This is a genomic window from Nocardia crassostreae (assembly GCF_001613405.1).
GTDB classification, from domain to species: domain Bacteria; phylum Actinomycetota; class Actinomycetes; order Mycobacteriales; family Mycobacteriaceae; genus Nocardia; species Nocardia crassostreae.
Genome location: NZ_BDCH01000013.1, coordinates 112,721 through 126,797, shown reverse-complemented (window position 1 = coordinate 126,797; position 14,077 = coordinate 112,721). Strand labels below are relative to the sequence as shown.

At 68.8% G+C, this 14,077-nt stretch carries 8 protein-coding genes and 1 pseudogene; 4 read left to right on the top strand and 5 right to left on the bottom strand.

Features of this window, described 5'->3' with window-relative positions:
• Positions 1-9: 9 nt before the first annotated feature.
• Entirely contained in the window at positions 10-885 is an 876-nt protein-coding gene (locus NC4_RS11740) for an alpha/beta fold hydrolase (protein WP_169814779.1), read from the bottom strand.
• 187 nt (positions 886-1,072) lie between these two features.
• On the opposite strand from NC4_RS11740, the gene NC4_RS11735 reads away from it, so the two are divergent.
• Positions 1,073-2,617, top strand: coding sequence for a hypothetical protein (locus NC4_RS11735; protein ID WP_067536425.1), 1,545 nt, complete (start codon positions 1,073-1,075; stop codon positions 2,615-2,617).
• 54 nt (positions 2,618-2,671) lie between these two features.
• Here NC4_RS11735 and NC4_RS11730 read toward each other — a convergent pair whose 3' ends face one another.
• Both NC4_RS11730 and NC4_RS11725 read right to left on the bottom strand, forming a co-directional pair.
• Positions 2,672-4,312: an SEL1-like repeat protein gene (locus NC4_RS11730; RefSeq protein ID WP_218021043.1), complete on the bottom strand. Its 1,641-nt coding sequence runs from the start codon at positions 4,310-4,312 to the stop codon at positions 2,672-2,674.
• 63 nt (positions 4,313-4,375) lie between these two features.
• Positions 4,376-4,921, bottom strand: coding sequence for a winged helix-turn-helix transcriptional regulator (locus tag NC4_RS11725; protein ID WP_067536422.1), 546 nt, complete (start codon positions 4,919-4,921; stop codon positions 4,376-4,378).
• Positions 4,922-5,000: 79 nt separating this feature from the next.
• Between NC4_RS11725 and NC4_RS11720 the strand changes: the two genes are divergently transcribed.
• A complete protein-coding gene (locus tag NC4_RS11720) occupies positions 5,001-5,435 on the top strand; it encodes a tautomerase family protein (RefSeq protein ID WP_067536420.1) in 435 nt (144 codons plus the stop codon).
• 52 nt (positions 5,436-5,487) lie between these two features.
• Here NC4_RS11720 and NC4_RS11715 read toward each other — a convergent pair whose 3' ends face one another.
• Positions 5,488-6,723 (bottom strand): MFS transporter, encoded by a 1,236-nt coding sequence (locus tag NC4_RS11715; RefSeq protein ID WP_067536418.1) that lies wholly within the window; start codon positions 6,721-6,723, stop codon positions 5,488-5,490.
• Positions 6,724-6,806: 83 nt separating this feature from the next.
• Between NC4_RS11715 and NC4_RS11710 the strand changes: the two genes are divergently transcribed.
• Together NC4_RS11710 and NC4_RS11705 are read left to right on the top strand one after the other, a co-directional pair.
• Positions 6,807-7,703 carry a LysR family transcriptional regulator gene (locus tag NC4_RS11710; RefSeq protein ID WP_067536765.1) on the top strand — a complete coding sequence of 299 codons (897 nt, stop codon included), beginning with the start codon at positions 6,807-6,809 and terminating at the stop codon, positions 7,701-7,703.
• A 70-nt stretch (positions 7,704-7,773) separates the two neighbouring features.
• Positions 7,774-8,532, top strand: a complete 759-nt coding sequence (locus tag NC4_RS11705) for a thioesterase II family protein (protein WP_067536416.1) — start codon at positions 7,774-7,776, stop codon at positions 8,530-8,532.
• 48 nt (positions 8,533-8,580) lie between these two features.
• On the opposite strand, the pseudogene NC4_RS11695 reads toward NC4_RS11705, so the two are convergent.
• Positions 8,581-14,040: pseudogene (locus NC4_RS11695) on the bottom strand (type I polyketide synthase).
• Between the last annotated feature and the right edge of the window lie 37 nt (positions 14,041-14,077).

Sequence of the window (14,077 nt, the reverse complement as noted above, 5' to 3'; positions counted from 1 at the left end):
GGGCGGAACTCACCGGGACCCGATCCCGCTCAGGATTTCGGCGGCATGGTCGACGAACAGGAGATGGCCCGCGCCCTGCACTTCGTCGAATTTGCTGTCCGGGATCGTGGCGGCCAGGCGGCGGCCGTCCTCGACGGGGACATTGCCGTCGGCGGCGCCGTGCCAGATGTGCACGGGCACAGTGATATCGGCGGGGTCGAACCCCCAGGGGCGGGCGAACAGGAGCTGGAAGTCGACCGCCACGCTGTGACTGCCGGATTCGAATGCGGCGCGGATGTTCTCGGCGATAGTGTCCTTCAGCCGGTCGTCACGGGCGATCCGGTCGCGATCGGCCGGCGACATGCGCTCGATCATCGCGTCCAGACCGCGCGGCGTGCGGACCACCGCCCCCAGTCGCGCCGCCACGGGGCGGGCCAGAAAGGGGAAGCGCCGCAACACCATCAGCCCACCGGCCCGCTTGACTCCGCCGGAGCCCTCGGTGACCGACTGCTCGTCGAACGCGGCCGGGGAACTCACCAGGACCGCCTCGGTGATCCGATCGGGCAATGCGGCCGCGCATGCCATCGCATAGGGGCCGCCGCCGGAGGCGCCGAGCACCGCGAAGCGATCCAGGTGGAAATGGTCGGCCACCGCCGCCACGGTGTCGGCGAAATCCGCGACCCGGCGGCGGAGCGACATCTCCGACCTGCCGATCCCGGGCCGGTCGATCGCGATCAGGCGAACGCCGACCTCCGCGGCCGGGGCGTGGGCGAAAACCACCGCCTCCATGTGCGAGCCCGGCGCACCGTGGAAGGCCAGCACCGGAAAGCCTTCCCGGTCACCGCATTCCATGCCGCCCACCGTCGCGTCGTGCCAGCTCGTCGTCCATGGTGTCGGGGTCGTCACGCCAGCAGAATAGGTTGGGCGCCTCATCGGCGCGGGGGAACCGGCGATGATGTCCGTTTACCTGCGGAATTCGCCTCCCGAGACGGGGAGTGAAGTAGCGAAGTACTCGCGACGGGGCCGAGGTGGCGGGCGAAGGATCGAGGGGCGCGCAGCCGCGCGCGGAACTCAGCCGTACGGGGAGAGTGTTATGACTGAGAAATTGTTCCTTCCTCCGCCTGGACTGCTTCGGGCCGAGATTCTCAACCTGGGGCCGGTCATCGAGCCGAAGTTCAGCGACGCCAAGGATTGGGGGGAGTTGGTAGCGAGCGTGGCGACCACGCCGGTCGCGTTCGAGACGCGGAGTCTCGAAGCCGTGGCCGAGGCGTCGGGGCTTGCGCACGAGATCGCCCTGGGCGCAAGCGAAGTCGGTGACCTGGTCGCCGGTAAACGGTACGACCTCATCAGCGTGGGGACCAGGGCCGTCGATCGGGGGACCGAATATCCGGTGGTCGTGCTGTACAACTACGACGACGACCTGACGGTGGAGGCGCTGGTCGATACCGCGGCGAAAGCTGTTGTCCAGGTGAGCACTTCGCGTACCCAACCGGCGGTCAGCGATAAGGAGCAGCAGTACGCGATCGAACTGGTGCGGCGTGACGGGCGATTGCCGGGGCAGGACATCGACGTGGGCACCGGACGCGGGTTGATCGTCGAGGAGACCGATTTCCACAGTCCGCGGCACGGGCATCGTCTGGTCGATCTGCGATTCGGTCCGGCGGATCGGCGGGTGCCGACGGCCTTCGCGGTCGTCGACCTGAGCACTCGCGACGTCGTCGACGTCGGGGTGATCCCGGAGGGCAAGCTGCCGACCGGATATGCCGAGCAGCCGCGCCGGGAGGTGACGCCCGCGGTGAGCTCGTCCGGATCGGTGTCCTGGCCGCCGGAGGCGCCGGTGTGGACGTTCACATGGGAGATCATCGACGGCAACAGCGAGGCCATCGCCTTCCGCGATGTGTACTACCGCGGAAAGAAGGTGCTGCACAAGGCGAGTGTGCCGATGATCCGCGTGCAGTACGACCAGGGTGGCGGGCCGTACAAGGATCAGATGAGCACCGGCAATATGCAGCAGCCGGTCTCGGTGTACGAGGGCAGCCCGGGGCAGGGGTATCGGTTCCTGGTGGTGGAGAGCTATCACGTCATCGGGCGCTACCATCTGCTCAACCGGTGGATCTTCCGCGACGACGGCATTATCTTGCCGCAGATGTACAGTGCCGGACTACAGCACCCGTACAACCATCGGCACCACGTGTACTGGCGGTTCGACTTCGATATCGACGGCGCCGCCAACAATCTCGCCCTGCAACACCTGCCGACCAGTCAGGACTGGGGATACGGGCCGGGCTGGCATCCGAAGACCTCGGAGGTCTCCACCACCCACACCGGCAACAATCGCTGGGCGCTGCTCAACAAGGGCACCAATCGCGGATTCCTCATCGACAAGGGCCCGTTCGACGGTGTCAGCGACTGGTTCTCGGGCCTCGACGTGGCCATTACCGCCTATCGAGGATCCGAGGATCTGCGTGGCGCGCTCGGCAGCGCCACCGACGATCAACTCTGGCAGCACGTCAACGGCGAGAACGTCGACGGGCAGGACGCCGTGATGTGGTACGTCGCCCACCTCGCCCACGAGGCGCACGACGGTGGCGACGAATGGCATGTGTGCGGGCCGATTCTGCGCCACTTCCGGTACTGACGCATGCGCCGCGCGCGGTGAGGGGGGTTCACCGCGCGCACGTCGGGCGGAGGGTCACACTCGGCTCTCGGCGTCGGCGGCCTCCGCGGCGAAGTCCGGTGTCCGGGCTCGGCGGATGAGATCGTCTGTGCCGTACAGGCGTTCGACCTCACTCCAGCGGGCGGCCGCGGTGCGCAACAGCGGGAGGGCTTCGGCCGAGCGGCCGAGCCGGTGCAGGGTCAGGCCGTAGTAGGCCGTGGCCTCGAGGGCGTAATCCGCGTCCGGGCCCACCTCGGTCGCGTGCCGGAGCAGGGGTTCGGCCTCGGCGTAAGCGCCGCGCAGGGCCTTGTATTTGCCCGCCAGCATGGCGGAGACGCCCTGGCCGTTCCCGGCCGCGCGCTCGAACCAGCGTTCGGCCTCCTGCCAGTCCAGGTGCTGGTCGAAGACGGTGCCGATGGTGAAACAGGCCCCGTGATGGCCCAATTTGGCGGCGCGCAGCCGCCAGCGGTCGTGCAGGGTGTGCTCACCGAGTGTGCGGTGGACGACGGCCAGGGTGTCGGCGGCGTCCGCATCGCCCGCTTCGGCGGCGGGGAGAATCCACGGGATCATGTCACGGGGTGCGGCGCCCGCGTAGTTGTACAGCGTCATGGCGTAGTCGAGCCCGGCCGCCACGTCACCGCCCTCCGCACGGGTGCGCAATGCGGGCAGGCTCGAGAACTTCTCGAGCACCTCCGTGTGGTCCTCGGACCGTAGCCGGTCGATGCTTTCGAGCTGATCCGGCACGTCCACGTCGTCCGGACCGACCCGCCGGAACCAGACCTCGGCCTCGTCGAGACGACGCTGCCGCTTGCAGAGAACGACCAGATTCCATTGCGCCGATTCATTGCCCGCCTCGGCCGCTTCGGTGTACCACCGTTCGGCCGCGGCGAGATCGCCACGATTCTCGGCGTGCACACCGAGCACGAACGTGGCGCCCGCGGATCCGAGATCCCGGGCCTCCAGCAGGACCGATCGCACCTCGTCGAACGGACGCCGGCACTGGTCCATCGTGACGGCGAGATCGACCAGCCCCGGCAGGTAACCCAGCTCGGCCGTCCGGCGGTAATACCCTTCGACCTCGATCAACAGCCCCGGAAAGTCCACGTAGTGCGGCCGCAGTTCGTTGATCAGGTCCACCGCGTCGCTCGCATCGTCGGCGTCCGTCGCGGATTCGAGGTGCGCGGCAATGTGATCCAAGGCCCTGCGCAGACCTTCGAACAACCGCACGGACGGGAAGACCGCCGAATCCCCCAATTCGGCTCCCTCCATCAAGAACTCGGCGGCCTCGGTCAGCTTCCCTTCGGCCGCAATCAGTTTCCCCACCTCGATCTTGCACCTCAGGTCACCCAGTTCCCACCCCTGCCGAAACCAGTCTCCCGCCTGCGGATCCCCGTCCTCCTGCAACAGCACCCCGAGCCCGTACGCACACCCCGCATCACCGTCCGCGCCACTGCGATACAGCGTCGCGGCCGCCGCCCGATCCCCGCGGACCTTCCGGTAACGCGCCAGGGTGTAGGCCACCCATGGGTCGCCGGTGGCCCGCTCCCAGAACGGAATCCCCTCATCGATCTGCCCTTGGTGCACCAACGCATTCGTCAGCCTGCGCACCGTCTCCCGGTCGCCCGCCTCCGCCGCCGCGACCAGCCGTTCACCCATATCCACAAGATCATCGAGCACGGCAAGATCCTGCCACGCCCCACCGACACGCCGAACTCGCGCGAAGTGTGTGGCTGCGGCCCTTCAGGTTCCGCTCACACGCAGGTCGGCCGCACCCTGACCGGCATCGGGCTCCGCCCGGCCGCTGCGGCGGGCGAGTACCCGGGTTCCAGGGCCGGAGGCCGCGCCGGGGCCGGGGAGGGCGGTCACATTGGCCGCGTGGGCCGGTTTGCCGCATTCGGAGCAGCAGACCTGCGGGGTGAAGTGTTTGCCGCAGTCGTGGTGCACCAGATCGACCGGGGGACCGCCCGCCAGGGTGGCCCATTTGTCGCCCCAGGCCATGAGCGCCATGAGGACCGGTACGAGTTCGAGGCCCGCTTCGGTGAGGTGGTATTCGTAGCGGGGCGGGCGCTCCTGATAGGCGCGGCGCTCGATGATGCCGTCGGCGATGAGATTCTCGAAGCGGCGGGTGAGCAGGTTGCGGGAGATGCCGAGGTTCTCGGCTATGTCGTCGAAGCGGCGCAGGCCGAGGTAGATGTCCCGCACGATCAGCGGAGTCCACCATTCCCCGACGCGTTCCAGGGACTGCCCGATCGAGCAGTGCATCTCCGCGAAGCTGGTGCGTTGCATGCCGCCAGTCTAGAGGGTTGATTGATTGAACTCACTCGAGCTACCGTCGAATCGCAGAGTTCAATGAAAGGACTGACAGATGCCGTTCGTAGAGTTGTTCGTTCCCAAGGGCTCGCTGGACCAGGAGCGTCGCGAGAAGATCGGCGGGCGACTGGTTTCGGAGGTGATGCTGGCCGAAGGCGCGCCGGATAACGAAGCGGCGCGGTCCATCTCGTGGCTGGTGGTGAACGAGATCGACGCCTGGTTCGTGGGCGGGCGTCAGCTGCCCGTTGGAGAGAAGCCGAAATACGTGGTGCGAGTAGGGGTTCCGGCGGGGACCATGGACGATGACAAGCGCCGGGACATCGTCGAGCGCGTCACCCGGGTGCTCGCGGACGCCGACGAGGATCCGGCGCGTTTCGCCGAGGCGGCCACCGCCTGGGTGCACATCAACGATCTGCCCGAGGGCAACTGGGGCGCCCGCGGGCAGATCGTCCGCACCGAGGATGTCATCGCCCTGGTGGCGGCTGGCTGATCGGGATCGCACGGTGCCGTAGCGGGCGCTCGCCGCAGCGGAGTCCGGATCGTCAGGCATGACGCCGGGCTCCGCTGCGGCGGCTCAGTGCCGGGCCGAGGGCGTACTGGGCGGCGAACAGGGCGATTCCGGCAAGAACGCACATCACGGCCAAGGCGCCTCGCCCCGCATGATTGAGCACCACGGTGCCGACCAGTGGGCCGAGGACGCCGCCGATGTTCCAGGTGGCGGAGGCCAGGCCCATGTATCCGCCGCGCAGGTCCTCCGGGGCGAGGTCGGCGAAGGTGCCGCCGAACATGACGGCGATGCCGATCTGGCCGAGGGTCCACACCAGAATCGATGCCGCATAGGCGGTTCCGCCGTGGACGGTAGCGCTCGCGGCGACGCCCGCGCCGACCAGGAGGATGGATACGGCCAGGACCGTGCCGGGGTCCCGGCCCGCGAGCACTCGGACCGCCAGGGGCTGGCCCGCGACGATGAGGATTCCGTTCAGAGCGAGCACGGCTCCGTAAGCCTCGGGGCCGTGGCCGTCCGCGGTCATGACGAGGGGCAGGGTCGCGAATGTTTGCTGAAACAGTGTGAAGTAGGCGATGTAGAGCAGCGTCATGGCGATCATCAGGTGGTCGCGCCGCAGCACCGGCAGCAGTGCTCGATGGGACTGTTCCGTTGTGGCCGTTCGGGTTTCGGGGACGCGATGCCAGACGATGAGCGCCGCGAGGAGGGCGGCGACGACATTGATCCAGAACAGGAGCCCGTAGCCGTGCCGGGCCAGGATTCTGGCGGTGACCGTGGCGACGGAGAACCCGAGATTGGCCGCCCAGAAGAGCAGGCCGAAGGCCCGGATCCGTTGTTCGGGTGGGAGATCGGCCACCATGGCCGCCCCGGCCGGGCGGAACAGATCCGCCATCAAGCCGACTCCGACCGCCGCCGCCCAGATTGCCGGGACGGTGCCCGCCGAGCCGAGCGCGCCGATCGCGACGGCGGTTCCCAGGAATCCCACCAGCATGGTGTGGCGGCGGCCGATCCGGTCGCCGAGCCAGCCGCCGAGCAGCTGGGAGCCGATGCCACCGACTCCCACCGCCGCGACCACCGCACCCGCGGTTGTCGGCGTCAGGTGGCGATCCTGCGTCAGGTAGAGCACCAGGAACGACTGCACGACGCCGCCCGCTCTGCTCACCAAATGCGTTGCCGCCAAGGCCCAGACGAGATCCGGCAGGTTCAGCCGAAGACTGGATGGGCTGCGGCCGGGCGCCGCTGCATCGGTGGTCGTCCCGGAGAAGATCGTCATGTCTACGACGCTAGGATCGTCTGCGCATAACGAAAAACGATTACTTCTAATCGAAGCAATCGCTTTTCGTTATGCTCCGAATCATGCCCGACATCGAGCTACGCCACCTCAGGACCATGGCCGCCATTGCCGAGGAGCGCACGTTCGGGCGCGCCGCGGACCGGCTCGGCTACACGCAATCATCGGTGAGCCAGCAGATCGCCGCGCTGGAGAAGGCCGTCGGCGGAACGGTTTTCGATCGCCCCGGGGGTCCTCGACCGGTTCGGATCACGCCCCTGGGCGAGGTGGTCCTGGCCCACGGGCGCGGCCTGCTCGCCAAGGCCGAGGCGCTGGCCGATGCCGTCGATCGCTTCCGCGCGGGCAACGGCCGGATCGATATCGGCACCTTCCAGGGCGCGACCAATCTGATCCTGCCCGATGTCGTGCGCCGCTTGCTGGACGAACACCCCGGCTGCGATATCCGGCTCTCCGCGGTGGAACCGCAGGATCCCGAGATCGGCGATCTCGACCTGCTGTTCCACTACGGCCGGATCGACGGCGAGGTCGAGCACCTCGAACTGCTCGACGAGCCCTACCTCCTGGTGGCCGCCACGGGCGCATTCCCCGAAGGTCCGGTACCGGTGCCATCGCTCGACAAGATCCCGATGGTCGCCTGGCCCGACACCTTCCACCAACGATGGCTCGAGCGCACGCTCGCCGCGAGCGGCGCACGGCCACGAATCGTATTCCGCACCGCGGGCCACGAAACCATCCTGTCCATGGTGCGGGCAGGCATCGGGTCGGCGGTGCTCCCCTGGCTGGGCCTGCACGGATCCGCCGCCTGGTCCGACGAGCGCCTCACCATCCATCCGCTACACCCCGCGCCCGCCTGCACGTGGTACCTGTACTGGCCCGCCGGACACACCCACTCACCGTTGGCGGCCCGAGCCATCGATATCGCCGTCGACGCCGCCGAACAGCTGGTCCGACAGCGACCTTGACGGAGCCGAACGCACCGGCACTGTGTCAGACTGCTCGTTCCGGGTCGTCAACGAAAGGGTCTGTGCCCCTATGGGTAACAGCTGGCTACGTCGTCTGTCTTCCGCGCCGCGGGCGGGAGCGCACACCGTGATCTGTTTTCCGCATGCGGGTGGGTCGGCTATTTCGTTCGGGCCCTTGGCCGCGCGCATCGGGGCGGATTACGAGGTGCTGGCTGTGCAGTATCCGGAGCGGCAGGACCGGAGGCGGGAACCGCTCGTGGGCAATATCTCCGATCTCGTCGACGGGGTGCTGCCCGAGTTGATGGAAGTGGTTGGGGACGGGCGCGATTTCTCGCTGTTCGGGCACAGTATGGGCTCCGTTGTGGCTTTCGAGGCGTGTGGGCGGCTCGAGCGGGAGGCGGGGGCGCACGCGAAGGTGCTGTTCGCTTCCGGGCGGCGCGCGCCTTCGGCGCCGCAGCCCGAGGTGCGGGTGCATCTGCTGAGCGATCCCGAACTCATCGAGCTGTTGGTGCGCTTCGGCGGGACGCACGCGGCATTGCTGGAGGATCCCGAGTTTCGCGAGTTGATCCTGGCGATCGTCAGGAACGACTATCGGGCCATCGAGACCTATGAGGGCAGTGCGGAGGCGGTGGTCGGCAGTCCCCTCGTGGCCCTGGTCGGCGACCGGGACCCGGATGCGAGTCTCGCCGAGATCGAGGTGTGGGGATCGCATACCTCTGGAAGCTTTTCCGCCACAACATTTCCGGGCGGTCATTTCTTCATCGACGCGAATCGGGATGCGGTGGCACAGCTGATTCGCGATCATTGCGCTCGCGCGCTGTCGAGCTGAGCCGGGGCGACCGGGTGCGCACATCGCGCATCCGGTCGCCCCGGATGCTCATGCCGGGCCGAACTCCTCGTCGATCAAATCCAGAAGCTCACTGTCGGACTGGAATTCGAGATCGTCGTATCCACTGTCCGACCATGTGCCGCCCAGATAGGCGCGCAGGCGCTCGTTGACGCCCCGCAACCCGGCAACGGTCTCGTCGTTGTCGCCGCCGGTGGCGATAATGCGTTCGAGCAGGGCCTTGAGCCGCGCGATATCGCCGGGCGCGGCCGGTTCCGGCGCCGCGGGCGCCGCCACCACGGCCTGCACCAGCAGGTAGTCGGCGACCTCGCCCGCATTCGGGTAGTCGAAGACCAGGGTGGAGGGCAGCGACAGCCCCGTCACCTTCGACAGCCGGTTGCGGAACTCCACTCCGCCCAGGGAATCGAAGCCGAGTTCGTCGAAGCCGCGCTCGGGACCGATATCGTCGAGGGACCCGTGCCCCAGCACGGCCGCCACGTGTTCGCGCACCAGATCCAGGACGACCCCGCGGCGCTTGGCCTCGGCCACGCCGTGCAGGCGCTCCCCGAGCGTCGGTTCGGCGCTCGCGGCGGCGGACCGGCCGCGGGCGCGCACAAATCCGCGCAGCACCGCCGGGACCGGACCGGAATGCGCTTCCAGGCGCAGCTTATCGGTGTCGAGGTGTAGCGCGGCGATCGCCGAGTCCGCCCCGGCCAGCGATTCGTCGAACAGCCGCAGACCCTCGGCGCGGTCCAGCGGAGCCAGTCCCATGCGGTCCAGTCGGCTCATGGCGGAGCGATCCAGGGCGCCGGTCATGCCGATGTCCTGCTGCCACGGGCCCCAGGCGAGGGCCAGCCCCGGGAGCCCTTCGGCGCGGCGTCGCAGGGCGAGAGCGTCCAGGAAGCTGTTCGCGGCAGCGTAATTCGCCTGGCCCGGCGAGCCGATCAGCCCGGCGATCGAGGAGAACATGACGAACGCCGACAGGTTCATCTCGCGGGTGAGCTCGTGCAGCTGCCATGCGGCCTCGGCTTTGGGCGCGAAGACGCGGTCGACCTGCTCATCGGTGAGCGTGTGGAAGGTGGCGTCGTCGAGTACGCCCGCGGTGTGCACGACACCGGTGAGCGGGTGCGCTACGGGCAGGCCCGCGAGCACCTCTCGCACCGCGTCCCGGTCGGTGACATCGCAGGCGGTGATGCGCACCGCGGCGCCGAGTCCGGTCAGCTCCGCCGCGAGTTCCGGTGCGCCGTCGGCACGTTAGCCACGGCGCGAGACCAGCAGCAGCTGTCGCACACCGTGCGCGGTGACCAGGTGGCGGGCCAGGAGTGCACCCAATCCCCCGGTTCCGCCGGTGATCAGAACGGTGCCCGATCCGAACGAAACCGGGTTGGCCGCACCGTCGGTCACCGCCTCCAGCCGTGGCGTGAGGACACGGTCGCCCCGCACCGCTACTTGGGGCTCGCCGGTTGCGAGCGCGGCCCGGATCCGGTCCGCCGAAACAGGCTGCGCACCAGCGGATTCGCTCGCGTCGAGAAGCACGATCCGGTCCGGATACTCGGTCTGAGCGCTGCGTATGAGCCCCCAGACCGCCGCCGCCCCGGTATCCGGCGCCGTATCGGACGAGTCGGCCGCCCCGGCGGTCACCACGACCAGCTGCGACCGCGCGAAACGCTCGTCAGCCAGCCAGTCGTTGACCGTGTGCAGCGCGGTCTTCACCCGCTCGCTCGCGTACGGCAGCGAATCAACCTGCGACACAACGCCTTCAGGCCACACGACGACGTCCGGGACAGTGGAAGCGGCGGCCAGCGCCGCCAGATCCGGATAGCGCTCGTCGATTCCGGCCACAGGCGTGGCACCGAATACAGCCATACTCGGGATCGACGCGAGTGCGGCGGAGGACTCGACCGCCGTCCACCGCAACCCGTACCGCGCCGCCTGCCCACCCGAGAGTCCGGCACGGAACTGCTGCACGTCGTAAGCGCGCATGACCACTTCGTCGCAGGACAGCACCGGATTGCCGTCCTGGTCCACGGCCACGACGGAAATGGCCTCGCTGCTGCGCAGGATGGCCATCACGCGCAGCTTCGTGACCTTGGCGGTGGTGTGGAATTGCGTTGCACCCCAGCGGAACAGCAGCTTGCCCTCGGCCGGATTGCCCTGGTGGTCCGACCAGATCAACCCGACCAGCCCGGCATGCAGCGCCATATCGAACAATGCCGGATGCAGCTGGAATCCGTCGGCCGCGACGTCCGGATTCAGGGTGACCTCGGAGTACATGGTGTCGCCGCTGCGCCAGGCGGCGTCGATGCCCAGGAACGAGGGACCGTATTCCAGCCCGGCCACCCGCGCCACCTGGGCGGGAATCCAGTCGGCGTCGATCGGTTCGGCATCGACCGGCGGCCACCGGCCGTCGCGCAGCATGTCCATCAGCCCGATATCGGTCAACTGCCGACCGCTCAGTACACCGCTGGCATTGCGCGACCACTCGCCGTCGCCCGCGCGCCGGTAGTGGAAGGTGAACGCTCGCCGTCCCGCCGCATCCGGTTCGCGCACCAGGACCTGCAGGTCGACCTCGCCGTCCGCGGGCGGCAGGATCGGCGTCTCGAGGGTGAGCTCGTCCATGGCGTCGCAGCCGATGCGGCGGCCCGCGACCAGCAGCATCTCCATGAGCGCGGCGCTCGGCACGAGCACCACGCCGTAGGTGGTGTGGTCGGCGATCCAGGGATGGGCGCGCAATGACAGCCGCCCCGTGAACAGCCACTCGTCGCGGTCGGCCACGCGCACCACATCGGTGAGCAGTTCGTGCTCCGCCGCCTTCCGGGGCTCCGCCGCCGGTTCCAGCCAGTACCGCCGATGCTCGAAGGCGTAGGTGGGCAGGGCGACTCGTCCCGTACGGCGGTCGCCGAACAGCGGCGTCCAGTCCACGGCCACCCCGGCCGTGTGCGCGTGGGCGAGCATGGTGACGAACTGCTCGACCTCGTTGTGATCGCGGCGGGCCGCCGCGGCGACCACCGATCTGGCCTCGATCTCGGCGGGCAGCGTGTGCCGCGTCATGGCCGCCAGCACCGCATCGGGCCCGATCTCGAGGAATCGGCGCACACCCGCGGCGGCCAGCGTCTCGACGCCGGGGGCGAAGCGCACCGCGGCGCGGACCTGCCCCGCCCAGTAGGCCGGATCCAGGATCTCCTCGCCCGCGATCGCGCCGGAGACATTGGACACCAACGGAATCCGCGGCGCGCTGGAGGTCACTCCGGCGATCACGGACTCGAACTCGGCCAGCATCGGCTGCATGCGAGCGGAATGGAACGCATGCGATACCCGCAACCGGTTCGTCTTGCGCCCCTGCCCGGTGAACTGCCGCTCGACCTCGGCGATGACGTCCTCGTCACCCGAGACCACCACGGCCGCGGGGCCGTTCACCGCGGCCACCGACACGCGATCACCGAATCCGGCGATCGCCGAGGCCACGTCGGTCTCGGGCGCCGCGATGGCGAGCATTGCGCCGCCCTCGGGCAGGGCTCCCATCAGCCGTCCGCGCGCAGCGACGAGCGCGCAGGCATCCTCGAGCGACCACACTCCGGCGATATGCGCCGCGGCCAGCTCACCGATCGAATGCCCGATCACCACATCCGGAACGACTCCGAACGATTCGAGCAACCGGTACGACGCCACTTCGAATGCGAACAGCGCGGGCTGGGTGAACTCGGTCCGGCCCAGTGGCTCGGTATCCCGAAGGTCACTACCGGCCAGCTGGCCGGTGAACATCAAATCCTTCAGCGAACCGCCCACCAGCGGATCGAACTGCGCGCAGATCTCATCCAACGCGTCGGCGAACACCGGGAACGCCTCGTACAGTTCGCGTCCCATACCGACCCGCTGCGCACCTTGACCGGTGAACAGGAACGCGGTCTTCCCCGCGCCCACGGTTCCGGAAACCACCCCGGCAGACGAGGATCCGTCGGCCAGGTGCGCCAGCCCCGCGAGCAGCTTCGCGCGATCACCGCCGAGCACCGCTGCCCGAGTCTCGTGCTGGGCACGGGTCGTCGCGAGCGCGTGCGCCACCTCCGCCGGATCGGCGTCGGAGTGCTCGACGAACCACCGGCGCAGTTTCGACGCCTGGGCTCGCAGTGCGGTCTCGCTCTTGGCCGACACCAGCCACGGCATCCGCACGGCCGGTGCGGCGGCGGCCGGAGGTGCGGCGACCGGTGTCGGAACCGGCGCTTCTTCGAGGATGGCGTGCGCGTTGGTGCCGCTGACACCGAACGACGACACTCCCGCCCGGCGGACCCGGCCACCGGCGGGCCACGGCCGCGACTCGGTCAGCAGCCGGACATCGCCCGCGGACCAGTCCACGTGCGGGCTCGGTTCGTCGGCATGCAGTGTCGCGGGCAGGGTTTCGTGCCGCAGCGCCTGCACCATCTTGATCACGCCGCCGACACCCGCCGCGGCCACGGTGTGGCCGATATTCGATTTGATCGATCCGATCCGCAGCGGCCGCTCCGCACGATCCTGCCCGTACACCGCGATCAGCGCCTGAGCCTCGATGGGATCACCCAGGGTCGTGCCGGTGCCGTGCGCCTCCACCGCGTCGATATCCGAGGGTTCGAGCCCGGCATTGGCCAATGCCGCGGTGATGACGCGCTCCTGGGATGGACCGTTCGGAGCGGTGAGGCCATTGCTCGCGCCGTCCTGGTTCACCGCCGTGCCGCGTACGAGGGCAAGGATGTTGTGGCCCAGGCGCCGGGCGTCGGAAAGCCGTTCGAGCACCAGCACGCCCACGCCCTCGGCGAAGGCGACGCCATCGGCGGAGGCGGAGAACGCCTTGCACCGGCCATCGGGCGCAAGACCGCGCTGCCTCGCGAAATCGACGTACAGGTACGGGCTCGCCGCGACGGTGACACCGCTGGCCAGCGCCAGCGAACTCTCACCCTGACGCAATGCCTGGCAGGCCAGATGCAGCGAGACCAGCGAGGACGAACACGCGGTGTCCACGGTGACTGCCGGGCCTTCGAGCCCCAGGACATAGGCCACCCGGCCCGACATCACGCTGCTGGTGGTGCCGGTGAGCCGATAGCCCTCCAGGTCACCGGCCACCCGATCGACATAGCCCGAGTAGCCCGCGCCGACATAGACCCCGGTGTCGCTGCCGCACAATGTGGTCGGGTCGATGCCCGCGTCCTCCAGGGCTTCCCAGGACACCTCCAGCAGCAGACGCTGCTGCGGGTCCATCGCGGAGGCCTCGCGCGGGCCGATCCCGAAGAAGCCCGCATCGAAATCACCCGCGTCGTAGAGGAATCCGCCACGACGGGTGTAGATGGTCCCGGGCTTGTCCGGATCGGCATCGAACAGCCGGTCCAGATCCCAGCCGCGGTCCGACGGGAAATCGCCGGTCGCGTCGGTTCCCGAGGCGACGAGATCCCAGAGCTGGTCCGGTGATCGGACGCCGCCGGGGAACTGGCAGGCCATGCCGACGATCGCGATCGGCTCGTTGGCGCGCATGCGGCGAACCCGCACCGGATTCGATGCTCTCCACCAGATTCCGCACCGCCTC